12 protein-coding genes, 1 tRNA gene and 1 pseudogene are annotated in these 20,227 nt (G+C 39.6%); 5 read left to right on the top strand and 9 right to left on the bottom strand.

The window, feature by feature from the left end; translation table 11 throughout:
* Positions 1-91: 91 nt before the first annotated feature.
* From EXU57_RS24415 to EXU57_RS25275, 7 genes are all read right to left on the bottom strand, one after another.
* A complete protein-coding gene (locus tag EXU57_RS24415; protein WP_133270894.1) occupies positions 92-304 on the bottom strand; it encodes a hypothetical protein in 213 nt (70 codons plus the stop codon).
* A gap of 1,119 nt (positions 305-1,423) precedes the next feature.
* Positions 1,424-2,191 carry a hypothetical protein gene (locus tag EXU57_RS24410; RefSeq protein WP_133270893.1) on the bottom strand — a complete coding sequence of 256 codons (768 nt, stop codon included), beginning with the start codon at positions 2,189-2,191 and terminating at the stop codon, positions 1,424-1,426.
* Positions 2,192-2,393: 202 nt separating this feature from the next.
* Positions 2,394-5,282: a hypothetical protein gene (locus tag EXU57_RS24405; protein ID WP_133270892.1), complete on the bottom strand. Its 2,889-nt coding sequence runs from the start codon at positions 5,280-5,282 to the stop codon at positions 2,394-2,396.
* A gap of 1,881 nt (positions 5,283-7,163) precedes the next feature.
* Entirely contained in the window at positions 7,164-7,493 is a 330-nt protein-coding gene (locus EXU57_RS24400; RefSeq protein ID WP_133270891.1) for a hypothetical protein, read from the bottom strand.
* Between the two features lie 304 nt (positions 7,494-7,797).
* Complete coding sequence (locus EXU57_RS24395; protein WP_133270890.1) at positions 7,798-10,851, bottom strand: hypothetical protein; 3,054 nt, start codon at positions 10,849-10,851, stop codon at positions 7,798-7,800.
* A gap of 26 nt (positions 10,852-10,877) precedes the next feature.
* Positions 10,878-11,327 carry a hypothetical protein gene (locus EXU57_RS24390; RefSeq protein WP_133270889.1) on the bottom strand — a complete coding sequence of 150 codons (450 nt, stop codon included), beginning with the start codon at positions 11,325-11,327 and terminating at the stop codon, positions 10,878-10,880.
* A gap of 326 nt (positions 11,328-11,653) precedes the next feature.
* A tRNA-OTHER gene (locus tag EXU57_RS25275) sits at positions 11,654-11,747 on the bottom strand.
* 1,370 nt (positions 11,748-13,117) lie between these two features.
* On the opposite strand from EXU57_RS25275, the gene EXU57_RS24385 reads away from it, so the two are divergent.
* The 5 genes from EXU57_RS24385 to EXU57_RS24365 all read left to right on the top strand — a co-directional run bounded on the left by EXU57_RS24385 (position 13,118) and on the right by EXU57_RS24365 (position 18,057).
* Positions 13,118-13,321 carry a hypothetical protein gene (locus EXU57_RS24385; RefSeq protein WP_133270888.1) on the top strand — a complete coding sequence of 68 codons (204 nt, stop codon included), beginning with the start codon at positions 13,118-13,120 and terminating at the stop codon, positions 13,319-13,321.
* A gap of 210 nt (positions 13,322-13,531) precedes the next feature.
* On the top strand, positions 13,532-13,840 hold the full coding sequence (locus tag EXU57_RS24380; protein WP_133270887.1) for a hypothetical protein: 309 nt from the start codon (positions 13,532-13,534) through the stop codon (positions 13,838-13,840).
* A gap of 1,694 nt (positions 13,841-15,534) precedes the next feature.
* Positions 15,535-16,602, top strand: a complete 1,068-nt coding sequence (locus EXU57_RS24375) for a replication initiation protein (protein WP_133270886.1) — start codon at positions 15,535-15,537, stop codon at positions 16,600-16,602.
* 783 nt (positions 16,603-17,385) lie between these two features.
* Complete coding sequence (locus tag EXU57_RS24370; RefSeq protein ID WP_133270885.1) at positions 17,386-17,574, top strand: hypothetical protein; 189 nt, start codon at positions 17,386-17,388, stop codon at positions 17,572-17,574.
* 213 nt (positions 17,575-17,787) lie between these two features.
* Complete coding sequence (locus tag EXU57_RS24365) at positions 17,788-18,057, top strand: hypothetical protein (RefSeq protein ID WP_133270884.1); 270 nt, start codon at positions 17,788-17,790, stop codon at positions 18,055-18,057.
* A 310-nt stretch (positions 18,058-18,367) separates the two neighbouring features.
* Here EXU57_RS24365 and EXU57_RS26010 read toward each other — a convergent pair whose 3' ends face one another.
* Positions 18,368-18,493, bottom strand: a complete 126-nt coding sequence (locus tag EXU57_RS26010; protein WP_133270902.1) for a T9SS type A sorting domain-containing protein — start codon at positions 18,491-18,493, stop codon at positions 18,368-18,370.
* A gap of 6 nt (positions 18,494-18,499) precedes the next feature.
* Positions 18,500-20,227: pseudogene (locus tag EXU57_RS24355) on the bottom strand (hypothetical protein); the annotation flags it as partial.

Raw genomic sequence — 20,227 nt, 5'->3', positions numbered from 1 at the left:
CCAAACCCTTGCAAAACCGATTACAGTTGTTGTACCTTAACTGATGGTTTAGCTACTCCGTATACACTCACTCCTCTTCTTTTACGATCTTTTACCTGGTTAACTCCCATTGAGGAATTACACTATCAATTGTTACAATTACTCCGCTTCGTTTCAGCTCAGCCAATACCATCCTTAGCTGCAGCGTTCGTTGGTTGTCGCCTTCAATATTTTCGAATACAGCCTTATCCCGAAAGTCGAAGAATGACAATCTACCATGCTCCTGAAAGGCATTCAAAACGGTTGTGTAGTTAATTGGATGCATCTGATAACACGTATTTACGGTGGTTATAATATACCTAAAAGCCTATAGCAATCCTACACAAAGAAAAGTTTTTGTAAATTCAGAAGCAAAAATGGCCTTCACTTATGACCCTTTATGAGTTTAACGACTTTGACCAGGCAGGTAAAAGCTTATTACTTGCCAATTGAGGTGTAATTATCGGTGAACGAAACGAAGCTGCGACTACTTATACACTGTTCCATATGGGGAGCTTTTATGCTGAGGTGTGTTACGATGTGGAACAAAGTAAACTTCTTAAAATTCGTTCATTTGCTAATACGGGGCCACTGGATGAATACCTAAAAGATATCGATATAACTGAGGTATGGAAAGAAAAGCCGCAATAGACCGCCAATGAAACTATACGTTAAAGCCTCTTATCCAGTTAAGTTGCGAGCGTCTGTCTTTGGCCAATGGCAATGCTTGCAGCCGTCAAGTGTCAGGTGGCCAGAACAGAGTGAAGTGATTGGCTCTTGCACCAAAAGTACAAAGGCCAGTACGCCTTAACTTCTTTTAGACCATCTAAAGGTTTCTTCTGCTGTTCTCTGGACAGATATTTGTTCCGGACGCTTACCCTATCAGGGCTTCAAATAAGCAAAGATCAGTTCATAAACTCCTGTCAATTCAGCCTTCATTTTACCCGCTTGCTCCTACCCTTCGCTCCTATCGGTATGGTACACTTCACAAAGCTACCGTAAGCTAAGCTTCGATGCTGCACATACCTTTCGGGGAACCTGTGTTACTCTGCAACTATCATTTTCTGGAGGGCTTTGTTCACTTCTTTATCTCTGCTTGCGGAGAAATGTTCTTTTTGGCTTTTTAAGAAGCATAAGCCTGTTTCTGTGATCAATAGCTTAAAACGTTGCAAAATTCCTATAAGAAGCGCGTTGGTGGTTATATGAATTTGCATATCTTTTCTTGAAGTACGTATGATAGATCGATGGCTTTGTTAATCGTATAAATTGTAGAAATATTTAATTTGAAGAACACAAAAGCACTAAACTTTATTGAGGTCTTGCGAGCTGAAATAAAATGCTAAACTACAATGTAAGTGAAAAAGCGCCGCCTGCGGAGCATTGGTTAAGAAACTGGCTTTTGTAATTATTGTAGAGGTATACGAGAAATTATACTTGACCAGCAATACCGTCCATGGGTCTCTGGATAGTTACTGACTTCACCACCGATTGAAGTTATATCTTGACCCACCTTGTCTTGAAATTTTTCCCATATTTGATCACCTCCTTCAAATATCATATGAGTCATCGGGACCGAATGGCGAGAGCTAATTCGGTCCGCTCCGCGAGTGTAAACCTCCCATTTACCATCTGGAAGATTACGAATGCCAAATTCCCTAGAACCGCTCACAGGGTGCTGCCCTACTGTTACGAAACGCCAGTAAGTGGGCGTGCTGGCTGATAGCATTACAGGTGCAATTACGGAAGTTGGTCCCGGGATCGTTGGTACCTTAATAGTAAAAGTAAGCAATGCCCCCACGGTCCCGGCCCTCCAAGCAGGTTCATCTAACGGTTGTGATGGACTGAAGACTGCTAAGCTTCGGTCGATATAGGTACTAAATCGACCTCGAATTCGGCTAAGAAGCTGCTCAGCTGTAAGTCTGCGCCCATTTACAATAGGCATTTTGGATATTGTTATTGCCCAGTAGTCAAGATTAACATCACCTATGCCGTTGTAAATCGACAAAACTGGTCTATTTCTAGCTGCTGCAGCATTTGAAATAGAAAGCTCCGGTTTGTGTCTAATAAGTAAATCCCAATCAGAGTTCGGGATCGCTCCAATGCATTGAGAATAGCCATTTTCGAAACTTAATAATAGAATTATTATTGAATAAAAAAGCGATAGTTGCTTCATTGAACTTAGGTTAAGAAAATAGAATTGATAAGTTACATATTTAACACCTTATTACAGCTAATTCTTGATCCTGTAAAGAATCCTACTCTTGCTTTTAGTAGCACGTTTGCTATTCATCTTTGAAATCAAAAAGGCAGAGCCTCTTGAGTAACTTGCTTAGACTCAAGTACGCTATAATTCTCCTGTAGTACCGGGGTTAAGGCTACTGTCTGGCCACCTTGTAATTATCTGGGCGATAGAGCGTTTTAACAACTCGTTCATCTATGGTTGGATCTGCTTTCAGCAGGTAGTTTACAAAAGTTAAGTCCATTAGCCTAAGTCTTACTTTTTCTTGAAGTGCTAACATTTTGTGAACGCCTGCTCCTTGTAACATTTTATCATCGAGAAAAAAGTCCGGTTCCAAAGCCTTAATGGTAACGGAGTCATGAGGAAACTTGTTGGCAAAGACATCAAACAACAGCTGATTTGAACTTGGCTCATACCTCAATTTGAAGAAGTCGGACATTCCTGTTTTAGCTTGAACCTCTAAGTTGAATTGCTTGACTAAACTACTTGGCACATCCTTTCTCTTGGGTGATCCAGTTACCGTGCTCAAAAAAATGTCGACGTATCTCTTATAAAAAGAAGAATCTTTACCTTTAATAAGAACTTCATTTCTAAACGTTTTTTTGATGTAGTTTTGAGTTAACATTGCATTATATTTCATCGCAGTAAACGCCAGCTTGCTTACATTAGTGTCCTCACTTTTAACAGAGCTCCCAATGTAGTTTAGGATGAAGTTTCCGGACAATAAGGACTGCTGTACTAAAGCTTTGTTGGTAAGGTCACCTAAGTTAATTAGCTTTCTTTGTAGAACTGAATTTCTATCTTTTTTTGCTTCTGGGCTTAACTTTAGGTAATCACCTAGACTTAGAGGCTTGAAATCAACATCCCCTTTTATTTCGAAATAGGTGGAAAACTTCAAAAATATCTCTGAGAATCTATCCAAAAATTCATAGTTTATATAGTTTCCTCGAACTAGTGCTTCATCAATAAACTTCTGTTCAAGAATGTGCTGGTCTTCTCTTTTTGCTTCCCTTATCCTTGAAAAAGGCGATACCGTTCCGTAAGTGTAATTAAGTTGAGGGAATAATAAGGAACATATTGCATATTCTTTAATCCTTTCACCAGGCACCTGATCTTCAAATAACCTTATAAGGGGGTCATAAACCTTGTCAATGTAATTAGTTGAATAATCGTCATAGTTTCTGTTTCCAGAAGGCCCCGCGCTGACTTTATATTGGAAGAACAATTGATTGTCGGCGGTTAGGAACCGATTTAGTCCTCTTAAACATTCTTGGGAGGAGTTATAATGATCTGTGTAGTTCTGGAAAGTTTTGTATTCAAAGTTGTTGTCAATTGCGATCAAATACGCATCATGACAGAACCGATAGTCGCCTCTTAAGATCTCAGTAACAATATCCTGAATTGTAATCAATCTTTCGTTTGTCGCTCGTAAGATGTTGTAGACATTTTCAAAACTCTGCATCATGTCTTTATACAGACCTATTGTAATATTTGTCAGCGTGTCTAATTTCTGGTCAATTTGGCTCAATCTTGCGTCAATGTTATCGAAGCGGCTTTCCATATATTTCATTAGCCCCATTTCTGGAGTGTTGCTGGGGTTCTTACGTCCAAAAATGCCAGACAATCCTGATAATACATTCATCACTCCGCTTGGATCTCCACTAAACATCTTTGTTATACCAGTACCAATCTGAATAGTTGAAGTAAGATATTTTAAAAACTTCGCTACATTCTTGGCGTCCTTATTCTTTAAAAGACCTAAATTCTCAAGAGATTTTGAAGAGGCTTCCAAATTATTACAAACATCCGTTGCGACACTCAGCACTGTACTAAAATCCGGATCTTTCAACTTGCCTAAAGCACTTGTTATTTCGTTATAGCTATTGTTGATTTGCAAGATTCCTTTTACATATTTGTTCTCAATTTTCTTTGCAAAACGTTCAACATTAAGCGTCCCATTTTTATAATCATTTACAAGCTCGATCGTTAGTTGAAATGCTTTGGAATATTTGTAATATGTTGTTTTAAGTTCATCTATTTTTCCGGCCATTATTGGCAGGCGGCTTGCTTTCTCAATTTCAGAAAGAATTGAGTCTAACTGTAAGTTTAGTTTATTAGCCTGGCCCGTAAGGTCATCTAAGACCGAAAATACTTCTTTTTGATTTTCAATTAAGTTCCCGAAGGATTTCGAAATGCTGTCGATACGATCTCTTGTAATCGCACCAGCTTTTTTTTCAAGCTTGTTAAAGGTTTTATCTAAAGCGGTCAATTTTTGCCTATACTCCGTTGTAGACAGTTTAGATGCCTTCCAATTACCGTCGGATGCTATTTGTTGTTGAATGTATTGATATGCATACTCGGGAATACAACGTCCCACTACTGAATCTATTCTTATAGGGCTTATTGCGTTGTTTTTAGCAGCGAAAATCTTTATAAACTCAGATTTGTTTTTGTTTAAGATATCAATGTTCTTTGTATATAAACAATCGACTCTATCTTGTATGAAAGTCTTTGCCTCGTTCTTCAATTCCGTTCCAAGAACTTCGACACACAAACTATCGATTACCCCTAGAGCCGCCGTCTGTATGATTGATGGAATAAATCCATTTATGCCCCTCGATAATTGCTTGTAACTATAGTTGGTATAAACAGGCAAGTTAGATCCATCTAACATTGCTGCAATTTCGTAGTAGTTTCGAAAGTTGCTGGTGGTGGTTTGTGCTTTTTCTAATGCAACTTGAAAGGCATTTAAGTACTTGGATACGAATTCCGGATTACTGATGGTTTCCCTGCATTCCGCTATATCTTGTTCCAGTCTTCCGTTTATCTCGGAGTACCTATATTGCGTCGCTAAATCATTTGTTAATAGCCTTAAAACATCACTTGAGGTATGCGCTATACTAAAGTTACTATAATAATAATTATCTAAAAGGGTCGACGGATCATCCTTAAAAGGTTTTGGTCTACATTTACATACGCCAATTAAGATAATTAAGGCCAATAGGAGTCGTAACTTAAAAGTCATAACCTTTTAATTTATCCTGATGTAAACATAGAGGCAGATATTACGTGGTCTGGTTTCTGTCCCCTGATGGTCTGCAGTTCGATCCCGGTTTGGGCCAAGGTGAATCGAACCGGGACCATTGAGTGACCAAACATGATCCATTTCTCTGTGTAATCCATTCGGGAGATCGTGTCCATGTCTGCCTACCTCGTCTCTTTGATAGCTTCCAATTTGTCTGTCTCCGTCTGCGTCTCCTTCTGACATATTACGACCCTCATTCATGCCTCTTATAAATACACCCCTTGCATCTGGAATTGAGTCCACAAGGCCAGCCAGTTTACTTTCCTTTAGTATGGCTTTTGATATTTGCCCCATCGGTACCCAACAATCGCCATTTTCATGGCGAAAATCCTCGTACCTCAGTATGGAATATTTAACATCTCCAATTGAACCAGCACAGCTCATAATCATACTTCTTGTAGTATCGTTTACGGGGCGGATAGGGTCCCCGAAAGTTGCCGAAGAGGAGTCTTTTTGTACTTCCGTATGGGAGCCTGAATTGCACCTACAGAAAGCTAGAATCACAATTAGTAGCCAAAACCTATTCATTTTGATCGTTTTTGGAAAAAGTAGCGACCTAGAATGTTGGAGCCGAGATCTAAAGGCTGCTTTTTTTATTTTACAACAATTTTACTAATTCAGAATCAAGAAAAAGGCTCCGTTTAGACAATTGCGCCTATGTACGATTTAGCATTCTGCTAAATAAGTGATCTTGATTCTAAAAGTATACCGCTAGGCAGAATTTGTTAGATCCTCTTTTATTGAAATACTTTCTGCTCATGCTTTTTGACAGCAATACCAAAATAGTGGTTGGCAGTTTAAAATGCAAGCATTTGAAACTTTTTTTGCGTCAACGTCGTTTGAAACCGTTCTCTGGTTTTCTTCAACGCTAATTGACGTGATATCTTTATGTTTTATCCAATGAATGTCTTTCGGTACATTTATTATGGCCGTACTTGGTCCAACCATTTATGCATCTAACAGTTCGGTGCCGTATGCGGATGTGTTCACGTGTTTATTGTGTGGCAGCGTCCATTTATTGTCAATCTTAATTTCATAGGCAATTATCCGAAGATTGCCCGAGTGATGGTTCTCCGCAGTTGTATAAGCACCTAGCGGATCGATGAGATTTACTTTAACAGGGCATAATCATTTCCGAACTTGATCTGTTAGTGTAAAGCAAGCATTGATCTTTGCTTGTTACCAATGGAAACGCGGACTAAGAGTTGACCGGTGTTGATAAGGAAGGATTTACAACTCTGAATAGTATTTACTATCGGGTAAAAAGATAACGAACTTTGAACTGATAAGGTGCAAATCCTTTGTAACATAAGTGATTAAATCTACAGTGGGAAAGCAACAGGTTGTTGAGTACAGCGCTAAAGGGATCAAAAAATTATTGTATATCGAGGCCGGGACTCTTCGGAGGCATACAAAGAAATAACTCTACCAGTGTCAAGTAAGTATTCACAACTATCACATGAATTATTGTCAGAGGAAATGAATGGTTGAAGCCCTCTCTAATCACGCTCTTATACCTTTAAAAGGCCTGTAACTTCTTTGGCCTGTCACATATTTGATCGAGATTCCTCAACTATAGAAAGTAATATCGATGAAGACAAACCTATAACTTTGGGAGATAGTGTAGACAAATCTCGCTAGGAAAACCATGACAAGTTTCACGTACCAAAACAATGCCGATCAACAAATTTAGCAAATCATTACGGATACACTGGAATAATGCTCTACATTCAACCTTTTTTGAAAATACATTTCGAAGTATTGTTAGAACATCTACAAAGGCGCAATACTCTTTATAGAATGATTTTTAGAAATCCGCGGTTATTCATAAACAGGTTGAAAAAACTCACGGTTTTTAGTAACAGTATAATCGAAAGTTGAGGTATTGAAAGTGTTTGTACTTGAAGATGTTTTCCAATAACTGAATTTTTTACCTCCTACCTCTTTGATTGCGGAGATAGTGATAACTTCTCCGGGCTGAAAAGTGAGCATTTTGAAGCCGTTAAAATAAGTTGATAAATAGTTTGAAACGACCTGAATATTCGGAGTAAGACCTTCTGAAGGATAAAAAGTAATGACAGGAAGTTTCTCATGCGGGGATTTTTTCCGGATTGCAGCTGTGAATAAAATTGAAAGATTCTTCAAATCCATGTTTCTATTTGGCACATTATCCAACTTGTACAATCTGAAGTCAGAGTCAAAAGAAACTTCAGTGTTGATGCTAGGGGTGCACGAGCCTACCGTTTTGGTTAAAAAATGACATAGGAGATTAAGTAATTGTGAATTTACTTCTTGTTGCGGGGTCTCATTTCTTATGAAGTCATGTATAGAGACCCACTGATAAGATAAATTGTTTTTGTTACTTTGATGATGAAATATGTAGCGCTTGTTATGATCATATCTATAAGATACTCCCTCATGGTTAATATAAACGTTAGAAGAAGCGAAACCTACATCATTCAATGTTCGTAGCTTTATACTCCGGCTCAACTGTCACATCCTTTATTAGTATATCCGCATAATCATACTTCTGATTTTCAAAGACATTGTAAATAGGATTTCTGAAAAAATTAACGGAAACAGTATCACCTCGATTTATCTTTTCTAGATCAGAACCGATAATACGTATTCTTACTTTCTGTTGAACGTTCGCGCCGTAATCTGTATTGAGTTTGGCAAGTATGCCTGAAACTGATGCATTTAGTTCATTGTTAAACAAGTTTTTGATAGCTGACAGTATAGTGCTAGGGTCAGCATAGCTCTCAAACTCTTTACCATTATGTAGCAGCTTGATAGTATTCTTGTAACCGTCATATTGTTTAAGCGAAAAATACTCATAGGCCTTACCAAATAGATACTGGTAATATAACAATCGTTCGATTGCATCTTTTTTTATTGCTGTTAAATAATCAATAGTTTCTGGGCTTATCCTCTTATTAATTTCTAAATCATTTTTAATCCCGTAGATAGCATCTACATTATTGTATATAGAATTAGATGCTTCTGTTATTGCAGAGGCTAACTTGATTAATTGTTGACTTACTTCATTGTTCATTTTTCCTAATGCAGCAATACTATCAATCATATTTTTGTATTCCGGATGCTCGTTCTTAATTCGAGCTAGTTCTTCCTCATATAGGTTGGCAGGGAGTTTGCTTGGTTTAATTCTTTCATAAATCTCCGTGACTTTTTCGTATACTGGTTTAAGCTCCGAGACTAACTGTTGCTTGTTTTGATAAAGAGTCTGAAGATTAACATTCCCTGTGCTATTAACACTTAAAGAATATGCATTTCTGAGATTGTTGCTTAGCCCTTCTCGTATACTTTTCATGTCTTGATAATCGCTTACAGCACTGCCAACTACATCTATAAACGATGTATTATCTTCCCTTAAAGCTATCGCGTCAACCCCTGTAGCCACCATTCCTAATGCTGGCTGATAGACAGGAATCACCTTTGCAACAGTAGTGACGGCCTTTAACAAGCTTTTTTGTCTATGCTTCTTTTCTTTTTCTCTAACAGACCCTTCTGCCATTGCTGAAATTTCGTTTTCTAAACGTCGTAACTCGGCGTCAGCGTCATCAATCTTAATTTTAAGCAGTTGTAGCTGCGCTTCTATTAGGGGCATTTCTGATTGGATAGTGGCTATTTTCTCTTGGTAAAACTCGTTATTTCTTCGGAGCAAACTCAACTGCTGTTCTAAATCCTCTATTTTAGCATTATGACCTTTGTGCATCTTCAATATATACATTGAACTCGCGATAGCCTCAAAAGAATTCTCGATATTTTTTTGGTACAAATCAAAGTTAGTGACGAAGTTTAACTGTGGAACCCAACTATAAGGATTACCGTAGTAATCAAGACTTGATTTAATTTTCTCTTTATTTAAAATTGCTAAATTCTTATATTGAAGGCTTTTTGCGTCTAATGCTAAACTCTGATCGGAAAAGTAATGATTAACGCAGTAATCATAAACATCATTCGCTTCTTTTAGATTTCCGAACTTGTAAAGTAAATCTGCATGATCAATGACATAAGTTATGTACGATATATTATTGCCATTTGACACGTTCTCTAAGTTTATGGACCCGTTATGGCTTACTATTAGCGGATTTACAGCGAGGGGACTAAGAGAGATTTCCCTTGGAATAGAAATTTCATGGAAGTCACTTCTTAGAACTACTCCATTTTTTTCACTAAAGGTATATGAGTACAAAGGTCCTGTCGGTGCTGGTACTTTTCCCCCTTTCCTAATCACATCCGACTCTCCAGGATATCCTGCTGGAGTAGTTGATCTGTCTTTCACTAGTTGCGAATTTGTTACAATTACACCTCCATCTCCTCCAGCACCTGGCCTTCCCCCCTGTCTGGGTTTCGCCGCTTCGAGTCTAGCAGGCGTGAAGACTCTGCCCCAATTATCAATTACTGATTGCATCCAATAATCACATGCTACAGTATAGTCTTCACCACGTACCCCACGTGACCTTGTTTCTGTGGTAGAGACCTTTTTAAGATAATTAAGGTAAATAAAATTATCCCTGACAGGCAAAGTTGGATTCTCTATCAGATTTGGGAAATATCTACAAGTCCCATCAGCTGCAGTCGCTCCAAGGCTATTTGAAACAGAAAAAGGCTGCAGTCTATCAAAGTCTTGGCCATGGTTGCCTGTTGGCGCCGCTTCACCGCTTCCTCCCCGAGCCGAAAAATAATAATTTAAATGAGCCATCGATCCTGAGTGACGTAGGTCGTTTTCAATCTTCACCTTATTAACAAACAAGAACAAAGTGTCTGCAGTATCGCCCTTATCCCCCTCCGCTTTCTCAGATACACTTGCACGAACTAAACGGTTCCTCGTTAGTGGTTGTATGTCTATGCCGACAGGATTGTCTTTATTAGCTAGAATTAAGCTGTCGGCATAAACAACAACCTTAGCTCCAGGAAATTTAACCACAGTACCTAACGTAAGGTTTTTAGCATAAATCTTTACTCTTTTATAGTTAAAGAAAACATCACCCTCTTGGTAAGTATAAGTTGTAAATACAGATCCCTTTGTGAAATCTATATCAATTCCTTTTATTATAAGTTCTTGATCCTCCTTGCTCACGGAGTCTATAACAATATCATAGAAAGATTTTCTAGAAATGGCATCGGAAGCAGGACGCTTTAAAAAGGTTTGATAATCCATTTCGTATTTATTGCGTACTATTGAATAATTAGCCGTGTCTCCACCATCTTGCGAAACCCTGACATTTATTATAGGTGCATCTGTTTCATGTGGGACATACTTAATAACTTTATTACTTAAAGTAATAGAACCTCTTAACGGAGGATAAAATTCTATTTTAGGATTTTGAATATTCGTGATTGTATAAACCAAAGTATCAATCCTTGAAATGTAAGCGTCCTTCAAGTCATATATCGAATTGAAAATAAACTCTTTGTTGACCTGAGAACAAGTATTTTTAACTGAGAGCAAAATAGATAGAGTAGCGATAAAAAAGAATTTCATCGTATATCGGTTGTTTTTATAGCTAATTAAAATTGCAATTTCACTGAAAAAAAACCTGTCTTGGTTGGATCATAGATCAGATCAGGACTTTCCAACTTAATGTCGTTAATACTGCACTTGTTGTTCTTGACTCGAACGACTTGTGTTTTATGCACCATTCCTATCACTTCACAGCTAAACTTATTTACTAATACAAGAAATTCTGCGACAGCTCCTTTCTTTACCACCGGAATATGCGTAATCCTTACTTCACTAATCCTTTTCTCTAAAGTTGAAGTAAGGATGTTTGAACACCTAAGAGCGCCATACTTGTTGAACTCAGAAACGATTATGTTGGCAGCTTGTAAAGACGCTGCGCTTGACGGAATAACAAAAGGTTGAAAACTTCTTGATACCACACTTTCTATGGTTTGCCCAGTTACAGAGCTCAGTAAGAATATGTAATATACAATAATGAACAGAACAGTGTTTCGCATAACTGTTTATTTGCGTTTGCCAATAGGTGCATTAAATTATGAGTTTTATAGTGCATGTCAAAACTTTCTTTCCATTTTTATTGAGCTATCAATCGCTTTTGAAGCGATGTTTGGGCAATCAGTGTAATTGCTCTTATTGAGCGCCTTGTAGAAGGAGATAATTAGTAGATAAAGATCGGTTATGAACTGGGGATTAAGTAATACTCGAATGTATATTTTGTTTGTGAACCTCTTTTCTGACGAAAGAGCTTTGCCTTACAGCGCTATTCTACGTTTTGCGGCTGTCAATCTGTATATTATGGCGTCTTTGGACTGACGGATATAAGTGGAGGATGCAGGACTCGAACCGGCATATCAGGCAATACTTCTAATGCTTTACACCAATATCAGTGCCTTAGCTTTATCATAAAGCAAATCCTCTAGCTGAAAACAAGTTTAATTAAAAACCAGTTGCAATTTCTTTTATACGATAGCCAGTTTCTCTCAAGGATGTTCGATAAGTTAAAAGGGTTTACCATCTTGCTTATCAGGGCTTTTACTAAATTTCGGCAAGATTTGGTTACCCCGAACGTCTTGACTGTCGGATGTACAAAAAAAATTATTCTTCTAAGTTGTTGGCTCTCATCAAGCATGGCGTGCCGGCTACAGAACATGTGACAACAGCTTGCCTACTGAATAACTTTGCGCTGGTTCCGGAGAGGTCCAAGTTCTAATTGTTATATTGTAGAAGAAGCCTTCTAGAACTGCCATGTAGATGTTTATCATTATCCAACTTGTACTTGAACGAACAGAAAGTAATGGCAGTAAACGAAGTGAAAGAAATCGTTAGAAGACCGCCATAAGAAAGCGGAAAGTAGTCGTATCTGCCCGGCGTGAAATCATTTTCGTTTCGAACTGGGTAACTTATGCCAAGTACAACCTACCTTTTCAAGGGAAAAACTTCAACTACGTGCTGTTTAACCTACAGCAAGCTATCAAGTTGAGTTTGAATTTCAAGTTTACTCTCAATTGAAGCGTTTCAAAGACATCAACGAGGACAGGGTCTCAATACCTGTCCCGATGAAGAAGATTGCTGACCCAAACCACTACGCCGATGTAAGAGAAGCAGCAGAAAACCTTGCGAAGTCGATTCTTCCGATCGTTCAGGTAAACAAGGATAACGGGTGCCCTCCCTAGTCTCATTGTTGACCAAGTCAGTTGCTGAGTACTGAGTGGGCAAACGAACATCTCCTCTCCTCTTACCGTACGGCACTTTGTTCTTCTATTGTGTAAATGTTGCTCTATAAAACGCACGTATCAAGAAATGCCTTTCCAAAGTGAGTAGTACGGTAGAAGCCGTATTCTATTCTAATGGTTGTCTGATGTTCTTGCTACCACTTGGCAAAGGCGTGAAATTTAATATTTCATCCCATCCAGCGATATAACGCATTATGGATGGGGTCGTTCGTGGGGTGAAAGAATTCCTAAAGAAGTTAAGTTTACCATCTACAATGAAACATTTTCGGAGAAAAAATAAGGAATGATCTTTAGCTAATGAAGTCAATCCGTCCAATTATTGTATGTAGCCCGCAGCATTAGTTTTCGCGAGCATAGGTTGCGTGTGTAATGAGCAGTTGTTTACCTAGACTTGTTACTATTAATTGCCGCGTCAATACTTAAGCTCGCTATTACCGTTATAAACTGCCCTTACTTTGAGAGACGTTAGGGCAGTTTTATGCTTCAGCCGAGTATTATTGTAAAAAGTCAGCAAGCTGCTTTAATTTCGACCCTTATCAACTGCAATCAAGTATATGGAAGCAACACTGGTTATTAAAGCTAAAGATCTGACTACAGATTACGCCGATGGGATCATGAAGGTGTTTTCTAAGAATGCCATCTTAAACATTACTGTCCAATATGACCTGGAAAAAAGGAGCAATCAGGAAAGCGCGCTGGCAAGCTCCAGTACTTCTGGCAAAAAAAGGGGACGCAAACCAAAGATTTCTGTTGAATGATCTTCCCGCCAGTTCGTCCCAAGCTCTCTTAACCTGTAATAATTTTTGTTCATCCTGAGGAAGTATTAATTGATTGGTTTACTATTGTAAAGCACGTTTTTATAGTCAAAGTGGCCTCAGGTTATCAGAAAGGTATCTAAAACCAGGATGGAAGAAATAACGAATTTGAGCAGTATGGAAGACTTTAACGACTTACCCTAATATCAGCTTATGGCCAATGTAGTTGCAAACCGGAGTGTTTCTGCTGAATACACGATGATCAGGCAGCCATATCGGATTACTATGGCTCGCTGGGACTACACAGCCGTTCAGAAGCGCATTCTGACAATGATTATTTCCAGGTTGCAGAAAGAGATAAGCCTGTTGGAGAAAGGATTGCCGATCGGTCAGTTAGACTTGTTTACTTCGGACAATAACACCGTTAAACTGACTTTCAAACTGAACGATCTTGTTCTCAATAATAACAATTATTCCCACGTAAAGAAAGCCTTGCAGCAAAGTTGCAAAAGCCTCTCCTAAAACACAGATAAAGTGTGTTCCTGAGTATGTTTTAACCTGCCTTCTAGCTGAGTTCAAGTCATAACACTTTTTCCTGTATTTAGCCTCGCTATGGTTTCGCTGATCTCATGCAATAGAACCTCGCTGCACCTTGGCACTGAATCACTGGAGAACCGACTAGCTCCGCCTGGAATTCGTTATTTTCTTCCATATCTCTCTTGCACTTTAAACAATATCAAAGCTAATACAAGCTTGGGAGCCACACTGTCGTGATCAGTGTGTTAGTAAATGGTAGGCAGTCCACTGAGGTTAGTTGCGAATAGTCAGTTGCAATGCTGTATTCGAGCAGTGAATTAAGGGCCAGAACGGCTCGAAAGGTATAAAGGTCCTTATTTCTTTCCTGTATGCCCTTTACCACGGGATACATGAAGATCCAGGTGTTTTCCTCCTATATCCACACAATGGTCTCAGAATGATGATTGGCTGGGCCATCAGGTTTGAGATTAGCACTATATGCTTCGGCCGGGGACAGCAAAATCCTCCTCGCTTTGAGCAGCAAGTGTTGTTAGTAAGATGAATGTAAACCATTATTTATTTCATATCCCTGTCTTGAGCGCAGCATGGGGGACTTGAGGGGAGTAAAGGACTTTGTGAAGCAATGGTGAGTTTACATCGTTGCTTAGTTTTCAACAGCTTTGAGCGGTTTAGAAGCTTTTTATGTTCCTTTGAAGATTAACCCGTGCTCTAAGAGGCATCTCAATCAGTGGCAGTGTTAGAACTCGTTATTTCTTTCCACAACATTTTTTAAATTCACTAGAAGTTTCCTTGTCCAATCGTTAAAGTACTAGACCCATTTGTTAGAGTGTTTTTGATTGATCGTTATTTTATTCCATGTCTATAGGCTGTAAGTTATTGTTAATCAAAAATTTGGGTTTGCTTCAATTAAGACAATAGATGTACCAGTTCTTCATTAAGAATAAGAACTTTTAGTGGAACCTTTTACACCGGGAATCGGCTGGCAGAGGCGGACATTGAAGTCAAAAGTTTGAAAGAGAAGGAAAAATCCAAATCAAGTCAAGAGAGAGATGATTCGCCCTGATCCGTTATAAGTTTCCATATCTTGTTTGTTAGATAACTGGCCACATGGAAAGAAATAACGATTTAGCTATTAAAACCAAACCTTATCAAGGTATGTTGATCCAAGATCACTGATTTGGGCCATTGTAAATTTGTGGTGCTGGAGCATAATATTCAGGAACTTGCACGAGGCAGCGGTATACACCATAAAGCAAAGTATTTCCCGTTGGACATGATCCTGGTCATATTGGCCTAGTAAAAACCTTTTTCCGGGCATTTAGTTGTCAGTAGAAGATGGAAGACTTGTATTAGTCCTACTTAGTGGTTTCCCGTGTGGTACCCTGCTTCTCTGCCAACGGTCCAAAATAAAACGCGTAACCAAGAGAGGCGTAACAAGCCTCTTACTAAGCTTCCAGCATGCATATAGAATCACCCCTGGTTTACTTTTAAAAAAAATGGCAAACATAATTTGTACACCACGCAACCTTGTAGAACCTTGTGATAGTAGCTTTCCTTTTAGATAAATTTGCACGGGGACAGGGCAGATTTCGTTCTAAGTGTTATATTGTAGGAGAAGGCTCTTCACAAGTGCCGCATAGCTATGTACTCCCGCTTGTCTTTAAAATGTATAGAAAATAATGGAAGTAAAAACAGTTGTAAAGAAGACGGCCATTAGAAAACGAGAGGTTGTTTTACCTATCCGGCCTGAAATCATGTTCATTCCCAACAGGGTCACCAATGCCAAGTACAACTACACCCTGATTCAGGAGAAGATCTTCAACTACGTGCTATTTAATCTCCAGGAAGCTATCAAGTTAAGTCTAAACGGAAAAGACTACTCCCAGCTGAAGCTCTTTAAAGACATTAACGAGGACAGGATCTCAATAACGGTTCCGATGAGGAACATTGCTGGCCCTAACCACTACCCTGATGTAAGGGAAGCAGCAGAAAATCTGGCGAAGTCGATCATTCGGATTGTTCAGGTTAACAAAGATAACGGACAAAGAGAAATGAGGTCACTAACCTTATTTGGGGCTGTAGTTACGCCAATGGATAAGACAAGAAACTCGGAGATAAAAATTGAGATGAGCAAGGAGGTTTCCCGTCTGTTAGTCGAAATGGACATCAACAAGGTAGGAATGCCCAGCAACTACACGAGCTTCGACCTACAGGTTGTTAACCGAGCAAAGAACAAGTACACACCGCGGATTTACAAAAAAATTGAAAGCTGGAAGGAAAAAGGCGGCTTTTATATGACTCTTGCAGAGTTTCGGGATTGGCTGGATCTTGGAGACAAATATCAAAAGTATGCGGAGATTAAAAGAAACATCCTGGTGCCGGTGCAAGAAGAGTTAGAAGGAAAAGCGCTATGCTGGTTTAACTGTAAAGAAAAATCATTCGAAAAAAGACAAGGGAAAGAAGTCGTAGGATTGAGCTTCAAGGTGATAACACCTGAATTTGAAGAAATGAAGATTAAGCAGGCAGACAATATCAAAGACTTGCTAATCAGGCATCTGGGCTTTAAGGCTGAGCATTTGGCACAGGTTGAATGTATCTTTACACCCAGGTTTGACTTCAACAAAATGAGCAGCGAAGTACTACGACTTCATGCTTATGTTCAGGAAAACAGTAAAGAAATTGGCAACAAACAAGCGTACTTAATCAAGTGCTTGCTTAAGGATTTCTCGCCCACTAAAAATGACTAGCAGGCTAATATCGAGAAATGCTTTGCTGTGCGAAACAGTTCCTTTTTCCTACACGATGACTTTACCCAAGAGTATTTACAAAGTGTCATTTGTAAAAGAGCTTACAATCAGAATAGTGTACTTAAGTATAAGTAGTTCCTTTTTTCTACACGATACTGCCATCCAGCATGTGCTATAACTCAAAGTGCGGCTTTGGAACCGGCTATTTAGTTCTTAAACCCGGATCACTCCAAGTTGAAACAATGGTAAGCGGTCCTCTTCTGAACATAAACACCACAGTGGTCAAAACGGAGAATGGCAAATGCAGCGCATTAGAGGCGCATCTAGCCCCAAAATAATCGGAAGCGTGCCGTTCATGCCATTAAGAGCGAAAAGAAGCTGTTAGGCGGCATATACCTCAAACTCTATTAACAGTCTTTTACGGGTTCAATTGACTAATTAAGTGCTGCTGCGCTCTTTTTCTTGAAATAGCAGCTCCCTGGTTAGCGTAATTCACCTCTTAATAACTAAACAAAACAAAATCGCTGGTAGTTACCTGAAAATAGTTCCTTTTTTCTACACCTGTATCTAGGGATGCTCCTTTTTCCTACACACAATAACTCCTTTTTACTACATTCAATGTTCCCTTTTACTACACTAATAGTTCCCTTTTACTACACCATATTCCTTGCAAATCCTTTGCACTATCAAGACGTAGCAGAACCGACAAATCCTTCCATTTCGGTTTTAATTGCAATCGCTTGTAGCTGCGATGCAACAATGCCTTTAAGTTAAAACAACATTATGACAACGAAATACGGGTTATCACTGCTTTTAATATCCATCGCCCTGACGGTCTTTGGAACGCTTGCGAGGCTTCAACAAATGGAAACCCTTTCTGGTGTGCTTGTGCTAATAGGATCCATCCTGTTTATTGTTGCTGTTGGGCTTCTACTGTATGGTGTGTTCAGGCGAAAACCTCCCATAGGTTAGGGAACGGGGGAAGCGAAAGCTTCCCTTTTTTAATATTATTGAGCTCCATTTAAGGGTGACACTGGTCCAATGCTAAAGTTTGTCCACCTGCCAACTAGCACGGCCGCAATGCGCCTGGCACCAAGTATGGATCAAAGCGGATAGGAAATTCATAGCAAGAAAAAGAAAAGGCGGGGCGCTTGTTATTACTAAATTTTTTAGCAAATTGCACCCATGCCGTATTATCTACTTCATATTGTACTCAACAATGGTCGACGTGTAAATGGCGTAAGGCAGCACAAGAGTTATGAACTGGACATTGTATGGAGGGAACTACAAGCCTTTGCTTTGGTTTACTATAAAACCACTGCTTTCAGGTACTATGACTGCCTGATGCTATCCAAACAAAGTCCCGTTTATCGAAACTATATCAAAAACCGCGGGAAGATGTACAACCCGGATACTTTTGACCCCTATGAACCCAAAGACCCTGATAGAGCTTAACATGACGGAATGTGATTTTATAGGCATGTGACGCGTCGTTTAACTCTCGAAATTAGTTTGTTTAGTTTCTTGTCCGTTGCTGTCTCCCTCGCCTTTCATCGTTTTGGGCGCTCAACAACCAGTTGTTAACCAATCTAGACGTCCATTCATTTAATGTTTCAGGACCATCGTTTTGCCTTATGTTCCTGCAAACACTATGTTTGAAGAAGTCGGTCTCAGCCATCAGACGGCTATAAAAACCACCAAGCCACGTTGAACAGGGGGAGGAAACGTTCGTATATCTAGTACTAGCTGTTCAGAAACTATTTACTTACCGCTTAATTACAAGTTTGCAGGTTTGAACTCCTGTTTTACTGGTGATCCTGATGAGGTACATTCCAGAAGGCTGACCCATTAATTGAAACGTTTCTGTGCGTGATCCCTTACTCGTGTAGATGGTTCTTTATTTTATCATTTTCCCATCTTCATCTTGCAGCTGAATAGTGGTTTTTCCAGACTCTGGAACCATGAAGCGGACCTTGAATTCGCCTGTACTCGGGTTCGGAAAAACTGTAATTGCACTAGGTTCCTGATGTGACATATCATTTTTTAAACTAAAGCTGTTCATGATGTTAGTCAAAGGTTCCGGTGTTTCACAAGCCGCTCCCTTATACCTGACAAAAACATGCGCTGAGACCCGGGAGCTATTACCGCTAATATCCCTTGCCGTAATCGTGACGATCTTATCTGTGGCGTCAGTAGATGCTCCTACATACTTGAAACTACCAGCAAGGTAGGCAGGTGTTTGCCTGAAGTTCTTGGAATATTTTGGGTAGTCAAAACCGGAAGCAGTATTCTCACCCCAGTAAGCTGAGTCACTAAATGTGATCAAGCCATCAGCGGAGTTGCCAGCCAGGTAGGTCTCGTCTCCATACTCGGCATTGCCATTTTTTTCATATAGATTATAGCCTTTAGCAACTATCAAATAGTCTCCCGGTGCCACAGTCACAGGCTTGATATGCTTAAACCGGTAATTTCCCGAAAAGCCATCTGCATTACCTGCAACAATAACGTCAAGTCCGTCGACAATCTTTTTAGTTGATTGATTGTAGATTGCCACTCTGACTCCGCCGTGCTGGGTACCTATGATTCCATTTCCCACGTCGTCGAAAGCTCCTAACTGTGTAATCACAAGTCCAGCAGCACCCACGGTAAATTTAAGACCTAGTTCACCATAGAAGTCCTGGTTTCCTGCTGAAGAGGTAGAAGAAAAGGATTGTATGCTTGTGGAGGTTTGTACATCTGCACAACTAAATGTGTTCGGTGTAACGCTAATATCAGAGCCTCTCACAAGGCAGTTGTCAGTAATGGTTTGAATAACATCAATCGGCTGAATTGTGGCGTGGCCATTAGCGTCTAAAAATAAAATTGTGTTTTTGGGGATGATGGTTGGGGCAATTGTATCATTAGAACATGTAAGCGGTAACGCATCATTCTGAAGGGCTAACATCTGAAAGCCAGAATTAAACGTGCTACTGCCACCCACAAAGATCCTGTTGCTATATAACTGGAGTTTATATAAAGGACCAAAGCCTTCTCCGGCAATCACGACTTTGCCATTAATGCCAAAAGAAGGGTCAAGGTTTCCGTTGGGGCGGTAACGCACAACAGCTGCCGCTATAAGACTACCAGTTGTTGTTCCACTTACAACAATTTTCCCATCCTCTTGTATTTTGACGCCATATGCTATATCGTTTGTCGTGTTAGTAGTGTTTATTATTGTGTTAACCACACCATCACCTGCAAACGAAGAATCAACTTTGCCATTTGTCAGGTACCGGGCCACTACAAACCCTTGGTTTGGCGGGAAGGGGGCAAGATTACCGCCTACGAGTAAAATCCTCCCATCAGTTTGTACAGCAATGGCCTGACCAAAAGTAAAAAGGGTTCCAGGAGTAATAACAACTCCCGCTACACCGAACGCCAAATCAGGACTGCCATTCGGATTATACCGCGCCATTGTAAATTCAATTATTGCGCTCCCAGAAGTTGGTGACGAATAACCGCCTAGAAGGATCTTTCCGTCGGCCTGAACTGTAATACAAGTGGCATTAGCCACCTCTCCTATCGCTGTTGTTACCCTTCCGTCACCGTCAAAGGTTAAGTCCGGACTACCATTAGCATTGAATCG

This window comes from Segetibacter sp. 3557_3 (genome assembly GCF_004354985.1).
In the GTDB taxonomy this organism is placed as follows: domain Bacteria; phylum Bacteroidota; class Bacteroidia; order Chitinophagales; family Chitinophagaceae; genus Segetibacter.
The sequence above is the reverse complement of the archived record's forward strand: the minus strand, read 5'-3'. Positions and strand labels throughout refer to the sequence as shown.